The following is a 25,619-nucleotide window of genomic DNA, read 5'->3' as shown; positions in this document are numbered from 1 at the left end:
CCTTTTTAGACAGACAGGCTGTAGCGACTCAGGTTGGTCAACAGGTAAGGATCATCGGCGATGGGCGGCCGCCGCCCCGGGTCACCCAAGGCATGGCGCAGAAACTCCCGGGTGCGCTCGCTGGTGGGGTGCTGGAAAATCCGCGCGGCGCTACCGTGCTCGACGATCACGCCGTTCTCGGTGAAATAGACGACATCGCTGATCTCCTCGGCGAAACGCATTTCGTGGGTCACCAGCACACAGGTCATGCCCTCTTCGGTCAGCTCGCGAATCACCGTCAACACCTCGCCGACGGTTTCCGGATCCAGGGCCGAGGTCACTTCATCGAACAGGATCAGCTCCGGCCGCATCGCCAGGGCGCGGGCAATCGCCACCCGTTGTTGCTGGCCGCCCGAGAGTTGTCCCGGATAGGCATCGGCCTTGTGCTCCATGCGCACCTTGGCGAGCAAGGCGCGGGCATCTTTCTCGGCGTCGGCCCGATTGCGGCCCAGGACCTTGCGCGGCGCAATCACCAGGTTCTCCAGCACCGACAGATGCGGGAACAGGTTGTACTGCTGGAACACAAACCCCACGCGCTTGCGCAACTCGATGCGCTGGGCTTCCTGGGCCAGGGTGTGGACCTCGGTGGCACCGACACGGATGCTGCCCCGCTGGGGTTGCAACAGGCCGGTGATGCAACGCAGGATCGTCGACTTGCCCGAGCCGGAAGGGCCGATGATCGACACCGCTTCGCCACGGCGCACGTCCAGGTCAATGCCCTTGAGCACCGGGTTGCTGCCGAACGACAAGTGCAAGTCGCGCAGGCTGACCAGGGGTTCGGCGACGGTTTCAGTAGAAGGCATAACGTCGCTCCAGGTATTGGGTAAGGCGGGAAATCGGGTAGCAATAAGCAAAGAACAGCACCAGCAAGCTCAGGTAGATCACCACGGTGAAGCCGGTCAGGTTCACGGTGTTGCTGGCGATCTGCGCGGTGTCGATCACGTCGTGCACGCCCACCAGGGAAGCCAGTGCGGTGCCCATGGTGATCACCGCGTAGAGATTCATCCACGGCGGCAACATGCGCTTGAAGCACTGCGGCAGGATGATCGAGCGGAAAATCTGCCCACGGGTGAACGCCAGGGAACGCGCCGCCTCCCATTGGGTGCTGGGAATCGAGGCGATGGCGCCACGGAAGATTTCCGCGACATTGGCGCTGGCGGGCAAAGCCAGGCCGAGGGTGACCTTGACCCAGTCGGGGAACGCGACATAGGCACTGCCGATACGAACCTCGAACGGGAACACATACGTAGTGAAGTAGATCAGCACCAGCCAGGGCGCGTTGCGGAAGACCTGCACCCAGATCCGCGCCGGCCAGCGCAGCAAGCGCAGGGGCGACAGGACCATGGCGCCGACCAACAGCCCCGCCGCAGAACCCAGCCCAATGGCCAGCAGGCTGATGAGAATGTTCTGGCCGAACCCTGCGACCAGGGCCGGCGACCATTGCAACAAGGCCTTGAACACCGGACTGTGCGGGGCCACATACACCAGCCAGGACAACGTCGCCACCCCCAGCAGCACTTTGCCAAAATGTCGCCGCGGCCAGGCCGGTGGCGCGATGACGGACGAATCAATGGCCATAGCCGGGCATCCTCAGGCGCGCTTCGAGGTAGCGCCCCACGCAGTTGACGGTGAAACTCAGCAGGCCGAAAAAGCCCAGGATCAGGATCATCAGCTCCAGCACGTTATCGCTCTGGGTCCAGATCATGATGGCCGCATAGGTGATGTCGCCCACGGCGATGGCCGAAGCCACGGCGGTCATTTTCACCAGGTCGATCAGGTTGTTGATCAGCGACGGCAAGGCAAAACGCAGGGCCAGGGGCAGTTGCACGTTCCATAACAGCTGGCGGCTGTTGAAGGCCAGCGAACTGGCCGCCTCCAGGGTCACCGTGGGCACGGCCTCGATGCCGGCCCGCAGCGCCTCGGCATGGAACGCGCCCTTGTGCAGCGAGATCACGATCACCACCCAGGCGAAGGGGGTCAGCGGGTTGGCCGCACCAACGGCCTCGGTCAGCAGCATGTTCAGCACCAGGAAGGCGCAATACAGCTGCACCAGGGTCGGCGTGTTGCGCGTGACTTCGACAAACACCCGCGCAGGCCGTGCAAGCCAGGCCTTGCCCGAGGTCAACAGCGCCGCCAGGCCGACGCCCGCCAACAGGCTGCCGACGATGGTCAGCAGGCACAACAACACCGTGGTCAACGCGCCCTGCTCCAGCGTGCCGCGCTGATAGGCATCGAGCAGAAAGTTGTAGTTGAGGCCGAGCCCGGCGCTCCAGTGGACGAATTGCTCCAGCCAATGGGTCATGGTTCGCCCCTCAATTGGCCGCAGGCGTGGGCAATACGGCGGCCCGCTTCGGCGACGGTTTCGGTCGCCGTGGCGATGGACAGACGAAACCACGGCGACAAGCCATAGGCACTGCCCGCGACGCCAGCCACGCCCTCGTCCAGCAGGTACGCAACGACATCGGCATCGTGCTCCAGCCGCTGACCGTCCGGGCGATAGCGCCCCAACAACCCGGCGCAGCACACAAAGACGAAAAAACCACCGTGAGGCTCGAGGACTTCAAGGCCCTCGACATTGCGCAAGGTGCTCACCAGCACATCACGGCGCTGACGATAGGCCGCGACCTGTTCCGGCAAGAAATCCAGCCCGCCCTCGAACGCCGCCAAGGCCGCCGCCTGGCCGACCGAGGACGCCCCGGAGGTCGATTGCGATTGCACCACGGTCATGGCATCGGTCAGCGCTTGCGGCCCGGCACCGAAACCGATGCGCCAACCGGTCATGGCATAGGTTTTCGACACCCCGCCCACCAGCAGGCAGCGCGATTGCAAATCCGGCGCGACGTTGAGCAGGTTCTGGGACGGGCGCCCGTCGAAACGAATATGTTCGTAGAGTTCATCCAGCAGAATCAACACGTGGGCATGTCGGCGCAGCACCTGGGCCAAACCTTGCAGTTCTGCCTCGCTGTACACCGCGCCACTGGGGTTGCCGGGGCTGTTGAGGATCAGCCAGCGCGTGCGCTCGCCGATGTGTTGCTCCAGTTGTCGAGGGGTGAGCTTGCAGCCTTGGTCCAGCCCACATTCGATGAACACCGGCTCACCACCGTTGAAGCGCACGCTGTCCGGAAAGGACGGCCAGTATGGCGTCGGTACCAGCACTTCGTCGCCGTCATCGAGGGTCGCGGCGAAGGCATTGAAGATGATCTGTTTCGCGCCGTTGGCAATCACAATGGATGCCAGCGGATAGTCCAGTTGGTTTTCCGTGCGCAGCTTGCGTTGCACCGCCACCCGCAAGGCCTTCACCCCCGGCGTCGGCGTGTACTTGGTGGCGCCGGCGGCAATGGCGGCATAGGCGGCCTGCTTGATGTGCGCCGGCGTATCGAAATCCGGCTCACCGGTGGTCAGGTCGAGAATGTCGCGACCGGCGTCACGCAGGGCCGTGGCCCGGGATTTGGCGGCGGCATTGGCGGACAGCGAGACACGCTGCACGCGCTTGGACAGGTAAAGCGTCATGGCTGGATTTGCTCCAGGACCTTGCCCGGATTGAGCAGATTGCGCGGATCCAGGGCCTGCTTGATCCGGTGCATCAGGTCCAGTTCCACGGTACTTTTGTAGCGCCCCAGCTCGTTCACCTTGCGCTGGCCGATCCCGTGTTCGGCACTGATCGAGCCGCCATGGGCGTGGGCGCTGTCGTGAACCAGTCGGCTGAGGGCGGCGTAATGGCCCATGTGCGCGTCGACCGTGGAGTCCAGCGGATGGGCGACGTTGTAATGCAGGTTGCCGTCCCCCAAGTGACCGAAGGTGTAATGCCGCACACCGGGAAACTGCTCCTGCAACAGCGCGTCGGTATGGGCAACGAACGCCACGACCTGGGAAATCGGCACCGAGATATCATGCTTCATGTTGCGACCGGCACGCTTTTGCGCATCGCTCATGTTTTCCCGCAGCTGCCAGAACGCCTGGCTCTGGACGAGACTTTCGGCGATCAGCGCATCGGCCAGCAGGTGCTGCTCGAAGGCTTCACCCAGTACCTGCTCGAAAACTTCCCGTGCATGGGATTCACTGTGGTTATCGGACAGTTCCAACAGCGCGAACCAAGGCTGGCGAGCACTGGCGAAAGGACGCGGACCGTCGGGAAACTGCTCGCGCAATAGCGCAAGGCACTCGGCACTGAGCAACTCGAAGGCCGTCAGGCTGGCACCAAAGCCGGCGCGGGCATGGGACAACAAGGCCACGGCCTGCTCCAGGGAGTCGAACGCCAGAAGCGCGGTGGCCTGGGCCTTGGGCAGCGGAAACAGCTTCAGGGTCGCGGCGGTGATAATGCCGAGCGTGCCTTCGCTGCCGATAAACAGGTCCCGCAAATCGTAGCCGGTATTGTCCTTGCGCAAGCCGCGCAGGCCATCCCAGACTTCACCCCGGGCGGTCACGACTTCCAGGCCCAGGGTCAATTCACGGGTATTGCCGTAGCGCAGCACCGCGGTGCCGCCGGCATTGGTGCCCAGGTTGCCGCCGAGGGTGCAACTGCCTTCGGCACCGAGGCTCAAGGGGAACAAGCGACCGGCTTCGCGTGCAACGTCCTGGACGGTTTGCAGGATGCAGCCCGCCTCGACGGTCAGGGTGTCGTTGTCTGTGTCCACGGCGCGTACCCGATTCATTCGGTCGAGCAACAGCAACATGGCACGGCCGCTGGAGTCCGGGGTGGCGCCACCTATCAGTCCGGTGTTTCCGCCCTGCACCACCACCGGTGTGTCAGTCGCGGCGCAAGCCCGGACCACCGCCGCGACCTCTTCGGTACTGGCCGGGTGTACCGCGGCAATCACCTGGCCGACGTAACGACCCTGCTTGTCGGTCAGGTACGGCGCGGCGTCTTCGCTGCCCTGCACATGCTTGGCGCCGACCAGTGCCTGCAACGTCAAAAACAACGACTGGCTCATGGTTGCGCGGCCAGGGGGGCCGCATGGCTGTACTTGGCATGCAGATCACGCAAGGCCTGGGACGGCGCCATGCCGGTGCGCTCGCCCAGCTCGATCAGCCAGCCGCTGCGGTGCCAGTCGCGCACGATGGCATCGAGTTTGGCCTGGGTGTCGTGCTCGCCCTTGCGCAGCCAGATCACCGAATTCGATGGGATCAGATCCCCCGGCAGCGGGATTTCATAACCGGCCCATTCGGCTTCGCTCAACAGCGCATGCAGGGTCGGGCTCACGTGGACCGCTGCCACGCAGCCATTGCCGCGCAACGACAGCAGTGACTCGGACTGGCTGCGAAAAGCCTTGATCTGTGCGCCGTAGGTTTCCTGCAGGGGCTTGATGAAGTTGCTGCCCTGGGACACGCATACCGGTTTGCCTTTGAGGTCGGCCCACTGGCTGATGCCGGAACCCTTGCGAATCAGCGCCGCCCCACCGACCTCTTCATAGGGCGTCGGCACGTAGTCGAGAATCTCGCCACGCTCTTCGGTGAACTGCATGTTGGCGATCAGGATGTCGACTTTGCCCTGTTGCAGGAATTGCACACGGTTTGGCGCCAGCACCGACACGGTCTGGGTCTCCACCCCCAGCGCCTTGCCGATGCCCTGGGCCAACTCGACGTTGTAGCCCAGGTGCTCGCCTGTCTTAGGATCGATGGTGCCGAACGGCGCGCCACTGAGCATCACCCCGACGCTGATGGCATGCCGTTGCTCGATCCGGTCCAGCGTGGCATCGGCCTGGGCCAGGCTGGCCGCGCAGCCGACGGACCACGCCAGGCACAGGCTGACCAGGGTTCGTGGAGCGAAAAATGAAATCATGGGCAATGACCTTGAACGTCGGTTGGTTGAAAGGCGAAAACAGGCGCGACGATCCTCAGGCGCCGTTGGCCTGGAACTGTTTCTGCAATTCCACCAAGGCGGGTGACGCCGGGGTGATGCGGTTACGGGTCTGGGCCTCGATCAGCCAGCCGCTGCGGTGCAATTGCTTGATGATCGGGTCGAGTTTGGCCTGGGTATCGCTTTCACCCTTGCGCGTCCAGATCACCGAGGGCGCCGGGTTCAGCTCCGGGCTCAGGGCGCGGTAACCCTGCCATTCGGCGTTGTCGGCAATCAGTGGATTGATCAGCGTGGCGTCGTGCACCGCCGCGACGCAGTTGTTGCCACGCAGTGCCAGGAGTGATTCCGAGGAGCTCTTGAAAGCCTTGATCTGGACGCCCAACTCGGTGAGCGGCTTGATGTAGCTGCTGCCCTGGGAGGTGCACACCGGTCGATTCTTCAGGTCTTCCCAGCGGCTGATCGTGCTGTCCTTGAGCACCGCCGCGGTGCCACCGACGCGGTAGAACGGCGTGGGTACGAACCCGAGGATTTCACCGCGCTCGGCGGTCCATTCCATGTTGGCGATCAGCACATCGACTTTGCCCTGCTGCAGGAACTGCACGCGGTTGGCGGGCAATACCGGCACCAGTTGCACCTCGGCGCCCAGTTGCCGGCCCAACTCCTGAGCGAGCTCGACGTTCAAGCCGCGCGGTTTCTGGGTGGCGGGGTCGATGCTGCCGAACGGGCCACCGGACAGCAGCACACCCACCGCCAGTTCGTGGCGCTGTTCGATCTTGTCCAGAGTGGCATCGGCCTGGGCGATGTTGACGGCTGACAATGAAATCAAGGCGCCCAGCATGACAGGCAGCAATCGTTTTACAGGTGAGCGCTCGAGCAACATGGATTTCCCCTCATGGATGGCCGGCGTCCCCCGACCTGATGAGTGGGCATCCTAGGGAGCGCCTTGAGGCAAAGGAAATTCAAATATCTAATATCGTTATAACTCTCAGGGTTTGGTTTCCAGGCGAAAAACTTATAACCGCTGTTTTACTGGCTTGCAGTCAAGCCCCCGTCGCAAGACTCCCCTCAACCCATAAAAATCTGTAATGTTTAGGTTTGCACCCTTGATGTGAAGCAACCGCCATGTCGACCCTCGATCTCGAGTTACTGCGCACCTTCATCGCCGTGGTCGATCACCACAGCTTCGCCGAAGCCGGCGCCCAGTTGTCTCGCACACAATCTTCAGTGACCCAGCACATGCAACGCCTGGAACAGCAGGTCGGGGTAAGCCTGTTCGAAAAACGCGGACGGCAAAAACAGCTCACGGAAGCCGGCCAGCAATTGCTGCGGCATGCGCGACAGATGCTATCGCTCAATGACGACGTCCTCAGCTCCCTGCGTGAGAGCAGCCTCAGCGGCGTGCTGCGCATCGGTTCGCCCCACGACATCGCCGACACCATCCTGCCTCCGATCCTCAGTCACATCGCCCGCTCGGCCCCGCGCTTGCGCCTGGAAATCGATGTCGGACGCAGTCCGTTCCTGATGGACGACCTGCATCGAGGCAAGGTCGACATGATCATTTCCACCCGCCAGGATCCGAGCCTTGAAGGCTTCGCCTTGCGCACCTCACCGGTGTGGTGGATCTGCTCGGCCCAGTACCTGCACAACCCCGGCGAACCGTTGCCGCTGATTCTGGTGGATGAGCCCAGCATCTATCGCCGCTATGCCCTCGAGGCGCTCGAACGTGCCAAGATTCCCTGGCGCCAGGCCTACCTGGCCTCGAACCTGATCGGCATCAAGGCCGCGACCCGCGCGGGCTTAGGGGTCACCCCACGCAGTATGGAAATGCTCGGCCCGGACATGCGGGTATTGGGGGAAAACGATGGTTTACCGCGGCTCCCGGACGTGACTTATCACCTGTGGATTCGACCCAATACCGTCAATCCATTGGTGCGCCGGGCTTACGAGTTGATCCGCAGCAACCAGGGACACGGGAACTGATACGGCCCGCGCCCCTTCGCAGGACCTTGCCCGGCGTCAGGCCATTGAGCGAATGCGCTCGACCAGGCGAGCCTGGAGCTTTTCCAGCTCCTCGGGATCGGCCTTGCCCCGGCCATGCACACCCGGCTCCTCACCTTCCCAGCGCGGAATGATGTGCATGTGAATGTGAAAGACCGTCTGCCCGGCCACAGCGCCATTGAACTGCGCAACCTGGACCCCGTCCGGCTGCAACTCGTCCACGATGATGCGCGTCAGGCGCTGTACGGCAGACATCATCGCGCCCAGGACAGCGGGCTCGACTTCGAGGATGTTGCGCGCCTGGGAGGCTTTGGGGATGACCAGGACATGGCCGCGCGATTGCGGAAAGATATCCAGGAAGGCCAGCACATCGGCGTCTTCGTAAATCTTGTAGCACGGCGCATCGCCGCGAAGGATCAGCGCAAAGATGTTCTGCGGATCGTAGTGACCGTGGAGACTCATGTTCACTCCTTGAATGGGTGTGGAGAGGTGGGTTGCCGGTAAGAGATTTAGCACAGTCCAGTGGCAACGTCTCGTAAAGGCCTGCTTGAACGTCAGGGCTGGGCTTGCTGGGGAGGGTGTTGCATCCGTTGGTACGGTGCTGGAGGCCGGATCGCTATCGCGAGCAAGCTCGCTCCCACAGGGGATTTGTGGGGGGCACTCAATCACGGTCCACCGCCGGCCATTGTGGGAGCGAGCTTGCTCGCGATGGCGGTGAGTCAGTTGGCATCAGGGCTGAAGGTCGGGGCGCTTTCGCGGGCCTCCTTCAGCGCAACGGCCATTTTCTGCCGCAATTCACTTTCCGAAAACGGCTTGTGCAGAACCGGCCGCGCGGCGTACTCGGCCGGCAGCCCGCTGGCGCCGTATCCGGTGCTGAACAGAAAGGGGATTTGGCGCTCGCGAAGAATGTCGGCCACTGGGAACACACGCTCGCCGGCCAGGTTGACGTCCAGGATCGCCAGGTCCACCTGCACCGAGCCGGCGATTTCACACGCAGCAGCGAGCCGGGCGACCGAGGCCACCACTTCGCATCCGAACTCTTCCAGCATCTCCTCGATCAACAGGGCAATCGCGCCTTCGTCTTCGACGACCAGCACCCGGATTCCAGCCAATGGGCTCATGCCCCGTCCGCTCCAATCAGGAACGAAAAACGACAGCAAACGCCCTGCGGGGCATAGGTGAGGTCAAACGTGCCGCCCAGGTCGCGCTCGATGCAGCGCTTCATCAGGCGCGACCCCAACCCTTCCCGTTCCGGCGGGGATACCAGCGGCCCTCCACGCTCCTGCCAGTCGAGGGTCAGCCACGTTCCGTCCGCTTGGCTCTGCAGGTACCACGTGACGGCAAGCGTCCCCGTCTCGACGGACATGGCCCCGTACTTGAGCGCGTTGATCGCCAATTCATTGAGGGTCATCGTGAGGTTGAGCGCCACGCGGGTGCCGATGTCCACGCAAGCACCCTCGATCACGACACGGCCAGGCTCATGCCCAAAGACCGGCAGCAGCACTTCATGGGCCAGGGTGTCGAGTGGCGTCTGCCCCCAATGCCGCTTGGTCAACAGATCGTGTGCACGGGACAACGCCAACAGCCTGGCCTCGAAACGCCTGTAGCCGTCCTTCGCATCCTCGGCATTGCGCGCGGTCTGGGCCGCCAGCGATTGCACCGTGGCCAGGGTGTTCTTGACCCGGTGATTGAGCTCATCGATTAGCGTTTTCTGGCGGTTCTCCGCCTGTTTTCGTTCGGAAATATCGACCAGCATGTTGATGGCGCCCACCAGGTTTCCATCGGCGTCATGCAAAGGCGTGGGAAATGGCGTGAACGGTACATGGCTGCCATCCGGCCGCTCTGCAATGGCCTCGACGCCGCGTATCGGCCGGTTTTCCTTCAGCGCCACCGCCATCGGGCATTGATCGTGGGGAAGCGCGGTTCCGTCCGTGTTGAACAGCTTCCAGGTCACACACCACATGTCGCCCAACTGCGGGGTGCGCCCCGACAGTTCGACAGCGGCGCGATTGTAGAACGTGATGCGCCCTTCGGCATCGGTGGTGTACACCGCGGCAGGCAATGCTTCGAGCAGATTGCGCATGTGCCGTTCGCTTTCGCGGATCTGGTTTTCCATCCGCCGCGCCAGCGTGACGTCCTGCAGCACCCGCACGCCATAACGAAACGTACCGTTGGCGTCCCTCACCGACGAGCTGTGGATGTCGAGGTAGACCACCTCGCCATCGGGCTTCAGGGCGCGCTTGCGCAGCACGTAGTTATCCAGTTCACCGGCCACCTGGCGGGCGTACAACCCCGCATCCTGGGCGATGCAGTCCGGGTGGGTGTAGTCCAGGAATGTCATCGACAGGAGTTCCTCCCGCGACCGGCCCAGCATGTTGCACAGGGCGTCGTTCACCCGGAGCAAGCGACCGTCGATATCGGCCTCGGAAATCCCGATGGTCACCGCCTCATAGGTCGCTGAAAGCCGGTCGTCGCTGTCCTGGCGTGCCGTCTCGGCCGCGTGGACGCAGCTCCTGTCGATGGTGAAGCAACGGGTGTTGAAAAGCTTTCCGTCCTCGAAGCGCCCGTTCGAAGTGATGGTGACATGCTTGATCGAGCCGTCTTTCGCCCTCAGCCGCGCCGGATAACTCTCCAGGCAGTCGCCACTGCCCAGCTTGGTGAGGATATCGTCGATAACCGGTTCATCGACATGAAACTCGGTGATGTGCCGCCCGATGTATTCCTCTGCCGGGTAACCCAGCAGCGCCAGCTCCGCCTTGTTGGCGCGCAGGATGATGCCCTCGCCACTGACGATATGCAGGCCCACGGCACTGTTTTCGAAAAAGTCCTCCAGGTCGGCACTCTTGCGCCGAAGCTCCTCGGCCATGGCATGGTGCGCCGACACATCCTGGAAGCAGTTGATCACCCCTTGAATGTCGCCCCACCGATCCCTGAGGACACGGATGTTCATCAGCGCCACGAACCGCGAGCCATCCGGGCGTTGAACGATCACTTCCTGGTTGCGCGGCGCAATGCCTGTATTGAGCGCTGAGGCCGTCGGGCAGTGTTCGAATGCCAGCGGCGTGCCATCAGCCAGGAACAATCGATGGGCACCGCAAAACCGGTCGCCGTTCTCTCCGAGTGCTGGTGCCCGTCCCCACAGCTCGGCCGCCTCGCTGTTGTAGCGGACGAGCCACCCCTGGTGATCGCAGAGGTACACCGCACCGGGAATGGCATCGAGCGCGCCCGTCCCCATCGCGATCAAGCTTTCGTATTCGCTCGGCGCAGGTGTTTGCGTGGGCAGCTCTTCAATGTTCGACATCAGTCATCCTCAAACCGCCAGGCTGAAACCTTCACAGGGGCATCAATGGAGTCTAGATCCCTATTCATCGGGCGAGTTCAGGAAAACTCGACGTCACAGCCTCGTGCCTCAAAACTTGAAGAGCGCCTGGGGTGCCTGGACCATTAACGCATGAATCAGCGACGCCGAACATTCCAATGCGCGCAGCTGCGCCATGACCGTCTCAAAGCCGACATGCGCTTCATGCTGAGTGTGCGGCCAATCGCTGCCCCACACCAGGCGTTCGGGGCCGAAACTGCGTTCCAGCAGCGCCAACGAGGCGCGGGCGAATTCAAGGTTGCGCGAGGCCGTTGCGCCCAATCGATAGATACCGGACACCTTCATCCACACCTGCCCGCCCTGCCCCAGCGCCATCAATTGGGCAAAGCCAGGTTGATCCAGCCCCGAACACGCATCCGGGCGGCCGAAATGATCGACCACCACCTTGATGCCCCATGGCAACAGCTGAGCCATCAACCCCGGCAAGTCCACCAGGTTGGCGTGCAACTCGACATGCCAGTCCAGTTCCGCGATGTGGCCCAACAAGCCGTGCCAGGCGGCGTCACGAAAATCAGGCAAGGCTTTGCCCATCAGGTTCAAGCGCACACCGACCACCCCCAGCCGGGCCATGTCGTCCAGCTCGGCTCGGCTGACGTCTCGCTCCACCACCACGACCCCGCGCAACTGCTCCGGCGCTTGCCGTAGGGCGGCCAGCAGGTAGCGGTTATCGGTGCCGAGAAAGCTCGGCTGCACCAACACGCCATGGCTCAAGCCATGGGCGTGCAAGTGGCCCAGGTATTGAGCGAGCGTAGCGTCATAGTCGGGTGTGTAGCGCCGGACAGCGGCCAGCTCCAGCTCACGACTGAACACGTGGGCGTGGCAGTCAATGCCGGTCATCGGTTTGGTACAGGTATCAACCATGGGTCTCATCTATCGACAATAAGGGAAATCAGGCCCGGGCGCTCTGGCTGTCATGCTCAACCACAGGCGCCGATGCCGCAGTGGCTTCCAGGCTGCGGCCGCGGGTTTCCGGCAGGCACAACGCCGCGATCACCGCCACGCCGTAGGCGATCCCTGCGTCGATGCCAATGGCCGAGCCCAAGGACATGGAATCGCTCATGTGGCCGACCAGGAACGGGAACATCGCCGAGAGCACCCGACCGAAGTTGTAGCAGAACCCCACGCCGGCACCGCGCACATCCGCCGGGTACAACTCGTTGAAAAACGCCCCGAGGCTCGCCGGAATACCGGCCGCGAAGAAGCCGAGCGGGAACCCCAGGAACAGCATCTGGGTGTTGGTCAACGGCAGGAACACATAACACTGCACGGTGACCACGCAGCACAGCGCGAACAACACGATGTTCTTCCGGCGGCCAATGCGATCGATCAACAGGCCACTGACTACGCAGCCGCACCAAAAGGCGAAGATGATCACTGCCAGGTAGCCGCCGGAGTTGAGTACCGACAGGTTGCGCTCGGTCTTGAGGAAGGTCGGCAGCCAGGTCATCACCGCGTGGTAACCACCGTGCGCCCCTAACCCCAGCAACCCGCCAAACAAGGTCACACGGATCAACTCGGGGCGAAAGATGCCGGCCAGGGATTTGAAGAAACTTTGCGGGATGACATTGTCTTTTTTCAGGCGCTGGAAACTGTCGGGCTCTTCAACGTTGCGCCGCACCCAGATGATCAGGAACGACGGCAGCAAGCCCACGACGAACATCACCCGCCAGGCCATGTCTTGCGGCACGAGGGAGTAGATCAGCGTGAAGACGCCGACCGCCAGCCCCCAACCCACCGCCCAGGCGCTTTGCACCGTGCCCATGACCTTGCCGCGATACTTGGGGTTGATGGTCTCGGCCATCAATACCGCGCCGGCGGCCCATTCCCCGCCAATTCCGAAGCCCTGCAGCGCCTTGACGATCAACAGCTGGTGGAAGCCAGTGACGAACGCCGACAGGAAGGTGAAGAACGAAAACCACAAGATCATCCATTGCAGCGTGCGCACCCGACCGTAGCGATCCGACAGCGTCCCGCCGACCCAGCCGCCAATGGCCGAAGTGACCAGGGTCACGCCGCTGACCAGCCCGGCATCGCCCTTGCTCAAGGCGAACGCGGCGATCAACGCCGGTATCGCCAGGCCGAACATCTGTACTTCCAAGGCGTCGAGCGACCATCCGCCGAAACAGGCCCAAAACGTTTTGCGCTCCCGCGCAGTGACTTGGCGATACCAACTGAACATGATTGTTATCCTTATGGGTGGAACGAAAGGCAGCCGAGAGCGAACCGCGCCGCTACAGGGCCAGTCATGACAAACAAAACGGTAGGGACAGCGGCGACCGACTCGCCGCCAGCCGGGTCGGGTCAGCGAATTTCCACGCGGTAGCGGAAGTGCTCGGCATGCCCGCGAGAGCGTCGCCACTCCAGGGGATTGCCGGCGTAGTCCCGTGCCAGGCGCTCGATCACCACCACCGGGCTGTTGACCGGCACCTGCAGCAATCTTGCGTGCACCTCATTCACCGATTCGGCGGTGAGGGTTTCTTCGGCATAGGCGACAACCTGGCCGCACACCTCTTCATAGATGGGGTAAAGCAACGGGCCCTTTTGACTCAGGTCGATTTCGAGCAAGGCTTGGAAGCGGCTACGGGGCAACCAGATTTCTTCGGCGAGCACCGGCTCCACTTCCAGCAGACGCACCCGCACCAGGCGAATCACCGGCGCATCCACCGGCAACCCCAGCGCCTGGGCCACCGCCGACGGCGCGGCCACCGGTTCCACGGACAAGATCCGGCTCTCGGGAACCCGGCGTTCGCCAGAAGCACTTTGAAAACGGAAGAAACGGAACAACGACGATTGAAACTGCGGCCGACGAATGAAAGTACCGCGCCCCTGCTGGCGTTCCAGGATGCCCTCGCTGACCAGCGCGTCGATGGCCTTGCGCACTGTGCCGGTCGACAACTGGTACTCCGCTGAAAGGGCGGCCTCGGTCGGAATCGCCTCCCCCGGGCGCCAGCGGTTATTGGCGATCTGTTCAGCCAATTGGTCGCGCAAACGTTGATACAGCGGCAGGCGGGCATCACTGGAGAGAGATTTCATCGACCTTATTCACCTTGTTATCTAGTCATATATATGAATATGCACGGCGAGTATTTACCCAGGCTCGATGGCTGTCAAGAAGTGCCAGGGTGTCTCGTTGACGAATGGTGAATCCAATGACGCAGCCGCCCGCAATTAACAACGTTTAACTCGCACGCTCGCGCCCCACGCCCAAGAATGAAGCCCTCTGCCCAGACCTGTTTGCTCAAGCGCAAAGCTGTCCGCCCACCCTGCGGTGCGCCGGGCATTTCCCACTGGCTGCGCGTAGTACCGCCCCTTCGCCGCCCAATTTCACATGGAAATGAAGCATGTTGCCTGCACCCCACCACTCAACCGCCGCCCTGAAGCCACTCTGGCTGCTTGCCCTGCTCACAAGCAGCACCGCACCGGCGATGGCAGCGGAACTCGCGCAAAGCACGCCTGGCTTTCTCGACGGGGCGACGCTGCAAGTCCTCAGCCGTAACTTCTACCTCAACAATGACTATCGCGCCCCGACCCCGGCAGGCAAAAGCTACAAACAGGAATGGGCCCAGGGCTTCATCGCCTCGTTCGAGTCCGGTTTCACCCCCGGCACGATCGGCGTAGGCATCGATGCCCACGGGTTCCTGGGGTTGAAACTGGACGGCGGCAAGGGGCATTCCGGAACGGGATTATTGCCGCTGGATGAGAATGGGCGAAGCGAGGAGCATTACTCCAGTGCGGGCGGCGCGCTGAAATTCAACGCCTCACGCACCACCCTGGCGGTCGGCGAAATGACTGTGCAGAGCCCGGTATTCGACACCGCAGACAAGCGCCTGCAACCCGAATACGCCAGCGGCCTGCTGCTCTCCAGCCGCGAGTTCGAAGGGGTCGACCTGCAGGCGGGTCACTTCAGTGCGTTCAAGAATCAGGACGCCTCGACCGGCAAGGGTGATTTTTCCGGGTATGGGGCGACGACGCGCCACGGCGTCATCGACTTCATCGGCGCCGACCTGTTCACCGGCCAAGCCCTGGGCGGTGCACTCTACGCCTCCGAACTGAGCGATACCTGGCGCCAGTACTATGCCAACCTGCATGCCACCGTTGGCGAACTGTTCCTCGACGGCAACCTGTATCACACCCGCGACGATGGCAAGGCCATTGCCGGGGCCATCGACACCACGGCCTATAGCCTGAGCGGCAAGTACCGGTTCAATGCCCAGGCGTTCACCCTGGCCTACCAGAAAATCAACGGCGACACGCCCTTCGATTTCGTCGGAGGCGACTCGATCTACCTGGCCAACTCGATCAAATATGCCGACTTCAACGGCCCGGGCGAGCGCTCATGGCAAGCGCGCTACGACCTCGACCTGGGCACCTTGGGCATCCCCGGCCTGAGTTTCATGGCCCGCTATGTGACTGGACGCGGGATCGACGACAGCCATGCCCCCCAAGGCGGTGCCTACAACCCGTTCGATACCGACACCGGCACTTACAGTCCGCAACAAGGTGCTGGCGGACGCCATTGGGAGCGCGACCTGGACCTGCACTACATCGTGCAGTCAGGCCCGGCCAAGGACCTGTCGTTGCAACTGTCCCATGTCACCCATCGCGCCAACAGCAGCCAGGGCGGCGATGACATCGACCGGCTGTACCTCGTCATTGAGTACCCGCTCAAGCTCGGGCCGTTCTGACCCTCGCGTGTCAGGAAACCGAAGGTGGACGAACACGCGCAGCGCCCGCCTGTTGCCCATGCCCCATATATCCGCTGATTACTTGCGCGAGGCCTTATCGGTCATCCGAGTGGCCCGGATGCTTGCCTCCTCGGCGGTACGTTGGGCCTGCTCGGACATTGTCTCGGCCTGCTCAGCTTTCCTGAAGGCCTCATCCGCCCTGAGCCTTGCCGTTGCGGCGTTATTTTCCGCCGACCCCAGCGACTGGTTTGACAGCGCCAGGCCGTTGATCGATCTGTCACTGCCCCTTTGTACGCCCGCCCACGATGCAGCAGCGTCGTCCTGCAGACCGACAGTGAAGGTTTGCAACCCATCGTTCGCGCCCCACTGCGCCAATCGACAATCGGTATCGCTTTAGGCGACAAAAAACAGGCGTGGATGAGTTGTTCTTCTATGCTTGCTCCAACTATAGGAATTTTCCCCATGGCCGAGTCCGAACCGCGACTTCTGCGGGTGCATGCCCTCAAGACCGCCTGCTCGAACTGCAGCGTGCTTGAGCTGTGCCTGCCCATTGGCCTGACGGGCGGTGAAGTCGAGCGCCTCGACACCCTGATCGCCCAGCGAGTGAAGGTCAAGAAAGGCGCAGCGCTGTATCGCACCGGCGACCCGCTGCGCTCGTTGTATGCGGTGCGATTGGGTTTCTTCAAGACCAGCGTCCTCTCGGTAGACGGTCGCGAACAGGTCACCGGTTTCCAGATGCAAGGCGAAATGCTTGGCCTGGACGCCATCAGCACCGATCACTACGCCTGTAATGCCATTGCCCTGGAAGACAGCGAAGTCTGCCCGCTGCCTTTCAACCTCTTGGAAAAACTGGCCCACGACTTACCGTCGTTGCAGCACAACCTGAACAAACTCCTGAGCCAGGAAATCGTGCGCGACCACGGCATGCTGTTGATGCTCGGCAACATGAACGCCGACGAACGCCTGGCGGCGTTTCTATTGAACCTGTCCCAGCGGCTTAACATGCGAGGTTATTCCTCCAGGGAGTTCGTGCTGCGCATGAGCCGCGAAGCCATCGGCTCCTACCTGGGCCTGCGCCTGGAAACCATCTGCCGGGGCATCGCCCACCTGCGCCAGGAGGAACTGGTGGACATGCATGGGCGCAATGTCACTATTCTGGACTTGCCCGGCCTCAAGCAAAAAGTCGCCGGTTGTCATCGTCATGCGGAACTGTGATGCCTGCTCTGCATGACATCTGATCTACGTCAATACCCGTCAACGCCTCCAAGCCGAGATTAAGACTCAGCGTTCGAACCTTTGCATCGACGAAGGTTACCGAACCTCCCGTCTCATGGAGGCTTAGATCATGGCAACGCACCTGCAAGGTACAGAACCGGTCATCCCAACCGTCACACCTCACCCTTTGGCCGGCAGTTTGCGAAAGGTCGAGCCCAGACGCCTGTCGCTGAGTTTGCTGATCGCTCTGGTCGTCGGTTCGATGATCGGCAGCGGCATCTTCAGCCTGCCCCAGAACATGGCAGCCAGCGCCGGTGCCGGGGCGATCCTGATCGGCTGGCTCATCACCGGGGTGGGCATGCTCTCGCTGGCCTTGGTCTACCAGACCCTCTCCAACCGCCAACCGGAGCTGGACAACGGTGTGTTTGCCTATGCCCGTGCCCTGGGCGGCGAATTCCTCGGTTTCAATTCGGCGTGGGGCTATTGGATCAGCGCCTGGATCGGCAATGTCAGTTACCTGGTGATTCTGTTCGCTGCGCTCAGCTACTTTTTCCCCCTGTTTGGCGAAGGCAATAACAAGGCCGCGATCATCGGCGCTTCTGTGGTGCTGTGGGCATTGCATTGGATGATCCTGCGCGGGATGCGCACCGCCGCCAAGGCCAACGCCCTGACGACGATCGCCAAGGTGGTGCCGTTGCTGTTGTTCATCGGGCTGGTCATTGCCGCGTTCTCCAAGGACACCTTCATGGTGGATTTCTGGGGCACGCCGGCGCTGGGCAGTACGCTGGACCAGGTCAAGAGCACCATGTTGGTGACGGTCTGGGTGTTCATCGGTATTGAAGGCGCCAACGTATTCTCCGCCCGGGCCGCCGAACGGGCCGACGTCGGCCGCGCTACCGTGATGGGCTTCATCCTCACATTGTTGCTGCTGATCGCCGTTTCCCTATTGTCGTTGGGCATCCTCAGACAGCCCGAACTGGCCGCGCTGAAGAATCCTTCCATGGCCGGTGTACTGGAAGCGGTGACCGGGCCTTGGGGCGCGGTGCTGATCAGTATTGGCCTGATTGTGTCAGTGGGCGGCGCGCTGCTGGCCTGGACGCTGTTGGCAGCCGAATCGGTCTTCACCCCGGCCAAGGAAAAGGTCATGCCACGCCTGCTGGCCACGGAAAACCAACATGGCGCACCGGCCAACGCGCTGTGGATCACCAACGGCTGCATCCAATTGTTCCTGCTGCTGACCCTGTATTCGAGTGCCAGCTACCTGGCGCTGATTTCACTCGCCACCTCGATGATCCTGCTGCCGTACCTGTTCAGTGGCCTGTATGCACTGAAAATGACCTGGCAAGGCCAGACCTACGCCGGCCATCGCGGCCTGCAACTGCGCGACATGGCCATCGCTGTGGTCGCGACGGGCTATTGCGTCTGGCTGCTCTACGCCGCCGGCCCCCGGTACATGCTGCTCAGTGCCCTGCTCTATGCCCCCGGCTCGCTGATCTACCTGAGCGCCCAACGGGCCAGGACAGGCCGGGCCCTCACTGGTTTTGGCTGGGGCCTGCTGATAGTGATCTGGGTGGCAGCGATCTTCGCCGGCTGGATGCTCTGGGCCGGCCAACTGTCTTTGTAAGTTCGCAAGCGTGCATTGACCCGTTCGGCAACGGTATCTGCTCATCTGGCCAGGTACCCGTCCGGACATCACCAAAGAGGAAAATCAAATGTCCAATTCAGTGAAGAAAATGCCGGTCAAAACCGAAGAAAACGCTCCACCTCTCGCCAAGCCTGAGCTCAGGCATCCGTTTGAAAAGCTCCGCCAGCAGGTGGATCGCCTGTTCGATGATTTCAACCGGGGCACGGGGCTTTCGCCTTTCAGTCGCGGCTTGTTCGATGTCGAGCCTTTCTGGCGTCGCGAGTTTTCCACCAGCAGCCTGCCGGCCGTTGACATCAGCGAGAAGGAAAAGAGCTTTGAAATCACCGCCGAGTTGCCCGGCATGGATCAGAAAGACATCGAAATCCGTCTGGCCAACGGCAACCTGATCATCAAGGGGGAGAAAAAAGACACCAAGGAAGAAAAAAGAAAGGGTTATCACCTGTCCGAGCGCCATTACGGCTCCTTCGAACGCGTGTTCAACCTGCCAAAAGGCGTCGACAGCGACAAGATCGAAGCCCAGTTCAGCAAAGGCGTGCTGACGCTGACACTGCCAAAAAAACCGGAAGCACTGAAAGCGGAAAAGGTCGTGCCCATCAAGGCCGATTGATCGCTTTGAACCCTGCCCCTCGCCGGCCAACGACGAGGGGCTTTTTCCTGCCTGTGCCTATTTCAGGCCGAATGCGTGGTTGAAGCGACCACCGCTATCGCGAGCAAGCTCGCTCCCACACTGAACCTTGGCGGGCACAAATCCCGTGGGCACAGAAAATCCCCTGTGGGAGCGAGCTTGCTCGCGATAGCGGTGGGTCAGCTGACGATGATGGGGACTGGACTAATGCCTTCGCGAGCAAGCCCGCTCCCACACTGAACCGTGGCGGGTACAAATCCCGTGGGCACAGAAAATCCCCTGTGGGAGCGAGCTTGCTCGCGAAGGCGGTGGCTCAGAGTTCGACGCTATCGCGGTACTCCGGCACCGACACCGACCAACCCAATTCGTCGTGAATGCGGTGGCGCAAGACATCGGACGCATTGGGCTCGCCATGCACGACATAGGTGTGCCGGGGTGGTGTCTTGAAGCCGCCCAGCCATTGCATGATTTCGTCCGCATCGGCATGGGCCGACAGCGTTTGCATGGGCACCACTTCGGCATTGATCGGCACATCCTTGCCATGAATGCGCACCGCCGGCTCGCCGGCCACAATCCTCGCACCGCGTGTACCGCCAGCCTGGAAACCGGGCATCAGCAAGGTGTTGATGGGGTTGGGCGCCAGGCTCTTGAGGTGGTGCAGCACTCGCCCGCCGGTGGCCATGCCACTGGCGGCGATGATCACCGCCGGGGTGCGTTGCAGGTCCAGGGCCATGGAATCCTTGACCGAGCGCACCGGATGGGCGATGTGGCACATGCCTTCGCACTCTTCCCTGGAGAGACGGTGCTCGTCACCAAAGCGCTGGTACAACCGGGTGACGTCGATGGCCATGGGGCTGTTGAGATAGATCGGGATATCGGGGATCGCCCGGCGCTGTTTCAGGCGATACAAGTGGTACATCAGCAACTGGGCACGGCCAACCGTGAACGAGGGCACCAACGTGATGCCACGGCGCAACGCGGTGCGAGTGATCACCTCAGCCAATTGATCTTCCGGCGACTCGTGTGAGTGTCGACGGTCGCCGTAAGTGGACTCCACCAACAGGACATCCGCCTGCTCGATGACCTTCGGCGCGAACATCACCGGATCCTCGGGGCGCCCCAAGTCCCCGGAACACACCAGCGTCACCCCTGCGGCCTGGACCTGTACCGTCGCGGCACCGAGGATGTGTCCGGCGCGACGCAGCAAGATGGTTATCCCCCGGGCGATCTCCACCGGGTGTTCGAATGCAATCGGGCGCAGCAGTTTCAGCGCTCGTTCAGCGTGTTCACGGGTGTACAGCGGGAAGGCCGGTGCGTGTTTGGAAAACCCCTTGCGGTTGGCGTATTCGGCTTCTTCTTCCTGCAGGCGGGCGCTGTCACGCAGTAGGATCTTCACCAACTCACAGGTCGCTGGCGAAGCATAGATGGGGCCGCGATAGCCATTACGCACCAGCACCGGCAGGTAGCCGCTGTGGTCCAGGTGGGCGTGGGTCAGTACGATCGCATCCAGGTCACGCATCGGCAGCTCGAAGGGATCCCAGTTATGCAGGCGCAATTGCTTGTAGCCCTGGAACAGGCCGCAATCGATCAGGATGCGCTGATCGTCGTGTTCCAGCAGATACTTGCTGCCGGTGACCGTACCGGCGGCCCCGAGAAATGTCATGCGCATGGCGGTGCTCCTGGGCAATCGATCGTCAGTCTATTAATCACATTGCTGGACCTCGTTGCCGTTGATCTTTGTCAACAGCTAAGCGGTCGAGTCCGATCCATCACACCGCCAGGACACTGCAAGACACCTGGTACAGGATGTGCTCGGTCGTGCTGCCCAGTAGCCCATGCAGATCGTCGTGCTGGAATCGCCCCATGACGATCACGTCCACTTCATGCTCCAGGGCAAACTCACTCAGGGCCGAGACCGGATGCCCCAGTAGAAAATGCCTGCGCTCGGCCGGCACACCAAACAGGTTCGCCAGTTCCAGAAAGGTTTTTTCCAGGCTCCTGCGCAGTTCCTTGCTGAGCTGCGACAGCGACAGGCCGCCACCGCCCACATCCCCCAGATAGACTGACGACACTTCATAGGCGTGAACCAGGTGCAGCTCGGCGTCGCACTGCAAGGCCAGCCCCATTGCCTGGCGGATGATCCGGTCGTTCAGCCCACTGTTCTGGGCAAACGCACTGGAAGGGTCCACCGCCGCGACCACTGTACGCGGCAGCGCATGACCGGTGGCCCCAACCAGATACATCGGCACAGGACAGTTGCGCAGCAGTTGCCAGTCCAGCGGGGTGAAAAATGCCCGCTTGAGCATGGGCTCGTGTTGTACCTGCTTGATCAGCAAGTCCGGCTGGATCTGCGTAACGTGTTTCAGGATCTGCTTGCCCATCTTCTGGGCCCATTCCACCTCAGTGGTGACCCGCAGGCCACGGCGGCGCAACTTGTCCGCCTCATCCTCCAACCAATGGCGATGGTCCTGGAGATAGTTCTGCCGCGCTTCCTCACGAGGCCCCTCTTCAAGCAGCGAAAGAATGTCCAGCGAGGGAATCAGGGCGGTGACATGCAAGTGCGCTCCACTGGCCGCCGCCAGGGCCGCGGCGTGATGCAGGGCGGGCGAATGACGCTGTGCCGGGTTGAGGATCAGCAACAGGCGTTGGTACTGGCTCATGATGGGTCTCCAAAGTCGGGCTCGAACACCACGGCGCAGCGTCGATGCCATGAGGCATGTTGGCCGTCATTGCGGCGTCGGCGTCCAGCGCCAATTCAAGACTTCGGGCATGTCCTGCCCATGCTCGATGAGGTACAACTGGTGCTTTTCCATGGTTGCCCAATAGCGATCCCGAGCACTGTCCACCAGCGGCTGCAAGCGTGGCACGCGCTGGATGACATCGAGCGCCAGTTGGTAGCGGTCCAGGTGGTTGATGACCGCCATGTCGAACGGCGTGGTGGTGGCACCCTCCTCCATGAAACCGCGGACATGGAAGTTATCGTGGCCGTGACGCTTGTAGACCAGCCGATGGATCAGCGACGGATAGCCGTGGAAGGCGAAAATCACTGGCTTGTCCACGGTAAACAACCCATCGAACTCGGCGTCCGGCAACCCGTGGGCATGCTGTTGCGGCGGTTGCAGGGCCATCAAGTCCACGACATTCACTACCCGCACGCGCAGGTCGGGTACGTATTCGCGCAGCAACGTGACAGCGGCCAGGGTTTCCAACGTTGGCACGTCACCGGCACAAGCCATCACCACATCCGGGTCTTCGTCGTTGTTGCAGGCAAAGGCCCAGCGACCGATCCCGACCGAGCAGTGCCGAACGGCCGAATCGATGTCCAGCCACTGCCATTCCGGCTGTTTGCCGGCCACGATCACATTGATGTAATCGCGGCTCTTGAGGCAGTGATCGGCAACGGACAGCAGGCAATTGGCGTCTGCTGGCAGGTAGATGCGCACCACGTCGGCGCTCTTGTTCGCCACCAGGTCGATGAACCCCGGATCCTGGTGGGAAAAGCCATTGTGATCCTGTCGCCAGACATGGGACGTGAGCAGGTAATTGAGCGAAGCAATCGACGCGCGCCACGGGATCTGGGCGGCAGTCTTGAGCCATTTGGCGTGCTGATTGAACATCGAATCGACGATATGGATGAACGCCTCATAGCAGGAAAACAGCCCATGCCGGCCAGTCAGCAAATACCCCTCCAGCCAGCCTTCACACACTTGTTCGCTGAGGATTTCCATCACCCGGCCATCGCATGCCAAGTTCGTATCGTTTGCCTCCAGGGCCGCCATCCAGGTTTTGCCACTGACCTCGTACACCGCATCAAGGCGATTGGAGGCGGTTTCATCGGGGCCGAACAGACGGAAATTGCCTGCCCGCAGGTTGTGCTTCATCACATCACGCACAAAACCGCCCAACACCCGGGTGGCCTCTGCCTGCACGCTGCCGGGCGCGCCGAATTGCACGGCGTAATCGGTGAACCGCGGCAGTTCCAGGGGTTTTAGGAGCACGCCACCATTGGCATGGGGATTGGCGCCCAGGCGCCGATGTCCCGTCGGCGCCAATGCGGCAATGTCCGGCAGCAACGCACCGTTGTCGTCGAACAACTCCTGCGGACGGTAGCTCTGGAGCCATTGTTCCAGTTGCATCAAATGCAGGGGCAACTCGAAGTGGCTCAGCGGCACCTGGTGGGCGCGCCAGGTGCCTTCGACCTGCTGGCCATCGACGAATTTCGGACCGGTCCAGCCCTTGGGCGTGCGCAGCACCAGCATTGGCCAAAGCTGGCGCTCCAAGGTACGTCCCGACGAATCCGCGCGGGCCATGCGCTGGATTTCGCGAATCTTGAGCAACATGCCGTCCAGGGTCCTGGCCAACTGTTGGTGCACCGTTTGCGGATCGTCGCCTTCGACAAAATAAGGATCGTAGCCGTAGCCATACATCAGGGCCGACAGTTCGTCTTCACTGATGCGCGAAAGCAGCGTGGGGTTGGCGATCTTGAAACCGTTGAGATGAAGGATGGGCAGCACGGCCCCGTCACGCCTGGGGTTGAGGAATTTGTTGGAGTGCCAGCTCGCCGCCAACGTGCCGGTTTCGGCCTCACCGTCGCCGATGACGCAAGCCACGATCAGGTCAGGGTTGTCGAACACTGCGCCATAGGCATGGGCCAGGGAATAACCCAACTCCCCACCTTCATGGATGGAGCCGGGAATCTGCGCAGAGACATGGCTGGATAAGCCATAAGGCCAGGAAAATTGCCGGAACAGGCGCAGCATTCCGTTTTCATTCTGCTCCACCGAGGGGTAACACTGGGTGAAGCTGCCCTCCAGGTAACTCTGGGCGACGATGGCGGGGCCGCCATGACCGGGGCCGGTGATCAGGATCATGTTCAAGTCACGGGTCTTGATCAGGTGATTGAGGTGCACGTAAATCAGGTTCAGCCCCGGCGTCGTGCCCCAATGGCCCAGCAGGCGCGGTTTAATATGATCGCGTTGCAGCGGTTTGCGCAGCAACGGGTTGTCCTTGAGGTAGATTTGCCCCACGGCCAGGTAATTGGACGCACGCCAGTAGGCGTCAATGCCTTCCAGTTGGTCGGGGCTGAGAAAATCGCTCATCACGTCCTCCGCAAAAACACAGGATTGCCATGCTTGATTCTGGAACGCAGGAAGGCATGTGACTTGATTTACATCAGAACCAGGGACGCTAAGGTCATACCAGGTGCTTGCTCGATGCCCTGGTGCCGCTGGCCTTGCCTGCTACCCATTGGTCCAAGTCAAACCAAACGCTGGAGCGCCTGATGAGCGGACAGGTCCACAGAGCCGTCGTACTCACTCCTTGACCGCCAGCACACTGCCCGGCACCGAATACAAGGCACGCTCTGTCGTGCTGCCAATCAAGCGCTCAAGACCGGCGCGGTGCACAGTACCCATCACCACCACATCGGCCTCGAATTCGTCGATGAATTCCTGGATGACCGGCACCGGCAGGCCAACGACGAAGTGCCGACGCTCCGCCGGTATGCCACAGCGCTCGGCCAGGCTGATAAGCGCCGCATGCAGCGATTCGCGCAGGGCGTCGGCAAAGTCGTCATCCCAAGCACCGGCCAGCAACGAGGCTTCGCCATTGAAGGCCGGCGACAGGTCGCAGGCGTACAACAGATGCAACGAAGCGTCGCACTGCCGGGCCAGCGCGGTGGCCGTCTGGACGATACGCTCATTCAAGGCATTGGCCTCGGGATCCGAGGGGTCCACCGCAGCCACGACCCGCCGCGGCAAGCTGTGCACCGCCTGGTTGACCAGGTGCACCGGCACCGGACAGTCACGCAATAAATGACAGTCAAGGGGCGTGGCGAACACGCGCTTGAGCAAGGGTTCAAGGGTAACGTCCTTGATCAGCAGGTCTGGCTTGAACTGCTCGACGTAGCGCAGGATTTCCAGCAACGGATGGAGCGTCCACACCACGTGAGTCGTCACATCCAGGCCTTCCTCCTTGAGCAGCGCCGCCTCTTCTACCATCCAGCGACGATAGCGGTGCAAATAGCGCTGCACGCTCGCTTCATCGATTTTTTCACCCCATAAGTGGGTGCGGGCCGGTGGCTGGACGAACGCGCACAAGTGCAGCGCAGCCCCGCTGGCCCGGGCCAGGGCACAGGCCCTGCGCATCGCCGCAGAAGGATGCAGGTCGGGTTCGACGATCAATAGCAGACGCTGGTATTGCCCCATCGCACACCTCCATCGGATTGCCCATACGAA

The 25,619-nt window shown here is 61.9% G+C and carries 23 protein-coding genes; 5 read left to right on the top strand and 18 right to left on the bottom strand.

The genetic code is table 11. The features are described from left to right. Nucleotides 1-5: 5 nt before the first annotated feature. From AO356_RS24045 to AO356_RS24015, 7 genes are read right to left on the bottom strand one after another with little or no spacing between them, the layout of a single operon-like run. A complete protein-coding gene (locus AO356_RS24045; RefSeq protein ID WP_060741888.1) occupies nt 6-842 on the bottom strand; it encodes an amino acid ABC transporter ATP-binding protein in 837 nt (278 codons plus the stop codon). Continuing rightward, complete coding sequence (locus AO356_RS24040; RefSeq protein ID WP_060741887.1) at nt 829-1,617, bottom strand: amino acid ABC transporter permease; 789 nt, start codon at nt 1,615-1,617, stop codon at nt 829-831. The genes AO356_RS24045 and AO356_RS24040 overlap by 14 nt, the downstream gene beginning before the upstream one ends. Then, on the bottom strand, nt 1,607-2,341 hold the full coding sequence (locus AO356_RS24035) for an amino acid ABC transporter permease (protein ID WP_060741886.1): 735 nt from the start codon (nt 2,339-2,341) through the stop codon (nt 1,607-1,609). The genes AO356_RS24040 and AO356_RS24035 overlap by 11 nt, the downstream gene beginning before the upstream one ends. After that, nucleotides 2,338-3,549, bottom strand: coding sequence for an aminotransferase class I/II-fold pyridoxal phosphate-dependent enzyme (locus AO356_RS24030; RefSeq protein WP_060741885.1), 1,212 nt, complete (start codon nt 3,547-3,549; stop codon nt 2,338-2,340). Before AO356_RS24030 ends, AO356_RS24035 begins: the two co-directional genes overlap by 4 nt. Further along, the gene (locus tag AO356_RS24025; RefSeq protein ID WP_060741884.1) at nt 3,546-4,970 is read right to left on the bottom strand and encodes an FAD-binding oxidoreductase; all 1,425 of its coding nucleotides are present in this window, start codon (nt 4,968-4,970) and stop codon (nt 3,546-3,548) included. Before AO356_RS24025 ends, AO356_RS24030 begins: the two co-directional genes overlap by 4 nt. Continuing rightward, nucleotides 4,967-5,818, bottom strand: a complete 852-nt coding sequence (locus AO356_RS24020) for a transporter substrate-binding domain-containing protein (RefSeq protein ID WP_060741883.1) — start codon at nt 5,816-5,818, stop codon at nt 4,967-4,969. Before AO356_RS24020 ends, AO356_RS24025 begins: the two co-directional genes overlap by 4 nt. Nucleotides 5,819-5,873: 55 nt before the next feature. Next, complete coding sequence (locus tag AO356_RS24015) at nt 5,874-6,716, bottom strand: transporter substrate-binding domain-containing protein (RefSeq protein ID WP_060741882.1); 843 nt, start codon at nt 6,714-6,716, stop codon at nt 5,874-5,876. A 242-nt stretch (nt 6,717-6,958) separates the two neighbouring features. Here AO356_RS24015 and AO356_RS24010 point away from each other — a divergent pair, with 242 nt between their 5' ends. Beyond that, nucleotides 6,959-7,816 carry a LysR substrate-binding domain-containing protein gene (locus AO356_RS24010; protein ID WP_060741881.1) on the top strand — a complete coding sequence of 286 codons (858 nt, stop codon included), beginning with the start codon at nt 6,959-6,961 and terminating at the stop codon, nt 7,814-7,816. A 36-nt stretch (nt 7,817-7,852) separates the two neighbouring features. Here the strand turns inward: AO356_RS24010 and AO356_RS24005 are convergent, their stop codons facing one another. The 6 genes from AO356_RS24005 to AO356_RS23980 all read right to left on the bottom strand — a co-directional run bounded on the left by AO356_RS24005 (nt 7,853) and on the right by AO356_RS23980 (nt 14,246). Beyond that, entirely contained in the window at nt 7,853-8,296 is a 444-nt protein-coding gene (locus AO356_RS24005) for an HIT family protein (protein WP_060741880.1), read from the bottom strand. Nucleotides 8,297-8,553: 257 nt separating this feature from the next. Next, the gene (locus AO356_RS24000; RefSeq protein ID WP_060741879.1) at nt 8,554-8,955 is read right to left on the bottom strand and encodes a response regulator; all 402 of its coding nucleotides are present in this window, start codon (nt 8,953-8,955) and stop codon (nt 8,554-8,556) included. Then, on the bottom strand, nt 8,952-11,135 hold the full coding sequence (locus AO356_RS23995) for a PAS domain-containing sensor histidine kinase (RefSeq protein WP_060741878.1): 2,184 nt from the start codon (nt 11,133-11,135) through the stop codon (nt 8,952-8,954). The genes AO356_RS24000 and AO356_RS23995 overlap by 4 nt, the downstream gene beginning before the upstream one ends. 108 nt (nt 11,136-11,243) lie before the next feature. Continuing rightward, nucleotides 11,244-12,074: an amidohydrolase family protein gene (locus AO356_RS23990; RefSeq protein WP_060741877.1), complete on the bottom strand. Its 831-nt coding sequence runs from the start codon at nt 12,072-12,074 to the stop codon at nt 11,244-11,246. A 28-nt stretch (nt 12,075-12,102) separates the two neighbouring features. Further along, nucleotides 12,103-13,392 (bottom strand): MFS transporter, encoded by a 1,290-nt coding sequence (locus tag AO356_RS23985; RefSeq protein ID WP_060741876.1) that lies wholly within the window; start codon nt 13,390-13,392, stop codon nt 12,103-12,105. A 122-nt stretch (nt 13,393-13,514) separates the two neighbouring features. Beyond that, entirely contained in the window at nt 13,515-14,246 is a 732-nt protein-coding gene (locus tag AO356_RS23980; RefSeq protein WP_060741875.1) for a GntR family transcriptional regulator, read from the bottom strand. A 308-nt stretch (nt 14,247-14,554) separates the two neighbouring features. On the opposite strand from AO356_RS23980, the gene AO356_RS23975 reads away from it, so the two are divergent. After that, nucleotides 14,555-15,898, top strand: a complete 1,344-nt coding sequence (locus AO356_RS23975; RefSeq protein ID WP_060741874.1) for an OprD family porin — start codon at nt 14,555-14,557, stop codon at nt 15,896-15,898. 78 nt (nt 15,899-15,976) lie between these two features. Here the strand turns inward: AO356_RS23975 and AO356_RS32225 are convergent, their stop codons facing one another. Next, the gene (locus AO356_RS32225) at nt 15,977-16,168 is read right to left on the bottom strand and encodes an Lpp/OprI family alanine-zipper lipoprotein (protein WP_237140832.1); all 192 of its coding nucleotides are present in this window, start codon (nt 16,166-16,168) and stop codon (nt 15,977-15,979) included. 192 nt (nt 16,169-16,360) lie between these two features. Here AO356_RS32225 and fnr point away from each other — a divergent pair, with 192 nt between their 5' ends. From fnr to AO356_RS23955, 3 genes are all read left to right on the top strand, one after another. Beyond that, complete coding sequence (fnr, locus tag AO356_RS23965) at nt 16,361-17,113, top strand: fumarate/nitrate reduction transcriptional regulator Fnr (protein WP_060741873.1); 753 nt, start codon at nt 16,361-16,363, stop codon at nt 17,111-17,113. A 130-nt stretch (nt 17,114-17,243) separates the two neighbouring features. Then, on the top strand, nt 17,244-18,737 hold the full coding sequence (arcD, locus tag AO356_RS23960; protein WP_060741872.1) for an arginine-ornithine antiporter: 1,494 nt from the start codon (nt 17,244-17,246) through the stop codon (nt 18,735-18,737). Nucleotides 18,738-18,825: 88 nt separating this feature from the next. Further along, nucleotides 18,826-19,365 carry an Hsp20/alpha crystallin family protein gene (locus AO356_RS23955; RefSeq protein ID WP_060741871.1) on the top strand — a complete coding sequence of 180 codons (540 nt, stop codon included), beginning with the start codon at nt 18,826-18,828 and terminating at the stop codon, nt 19,363-19,365. A 331-nt stretch (nt 19,366-19,696) separates the two neighbouring features. On the opposite strand, the gene AO356_RS23950 is transcribed toward AO356_RS23955, so the two are convergent. The 4 genes from AO356_RS23950 to AO356_RS23935 all read right to left on the bottom strand — a co-directional run bounded on the left by AO356_RS23950 (nt 19,697) and on the right by AO356_RS23935 (nt 25,589). Further along, nucleotides 19,697-21,052, bottom strand: coding sequence for an MBL fold metallo-hydrolase RNA specificity domain-containing protein (locus AO356_RS23950; RefSeq protein ID WP_060741870.1), 1,356 nt, complete (start codon nt 21,050-21,052; stop codon nt 19,697-19,699). A 100-nt stretch (nt 21,053-21,152) separates the two neighbouring features. Next, the gene (locus tag AO356_RS23945) at nt 21,153-22,043 is read right to left on the bottom strand and encodes a universal stress protein (RefSeq protein WP_060741869.1); all 891 of its coding nucleotides are present in this window, start codon (nt 22,041-22,043) and stop codon (nt 21,153-21,155) included. Between the two features lie 66 nt (nt 22,044-22,109). Then, nucleotides 22,110-24,482 carry a phosphoketolase gene (locus AO356_RS23940; RefSeq protein ID WP_060741868.1) on the bottom strand — a complete coding sequence of 791 codons (2,373 nt, stop codon included), beginning with the start codon at nt 24,480-24,482 and terminating at the stop codon, nt 22,110-22,112. 213 nt (nt 24,483-24,695) lie between these two features. Beyond that, nucleotides 24,696-25,589, bottom strand: a complete 894-nt coding sequence (locus AO356_RS23935) for a universal stress protein (RefSeq protein ID WP_060741867.1) — start codon at nt 25,587-25,589, stop codon at nt 24,696-24,698. Between the last annotated feature and the right edge of the window lie 30 nt (nt 25,590-25,619).

It is taken from the genome of Pseudomonas fluorescens, assembly GCF_001307275.1.
GTDB classification, from domain to species: Bacteria; Pseudomonadota; Gammaproteobacteria; order Pseudomonadales; family Pseudomonadaceae; genus Aquipseudomonas; species Aquipseudomonas fluorescens_AA.
Note: the sequence above shows the minus strand (reverse complement) of the source record. Positions and strands in the feature narration are given on the sequence as shown.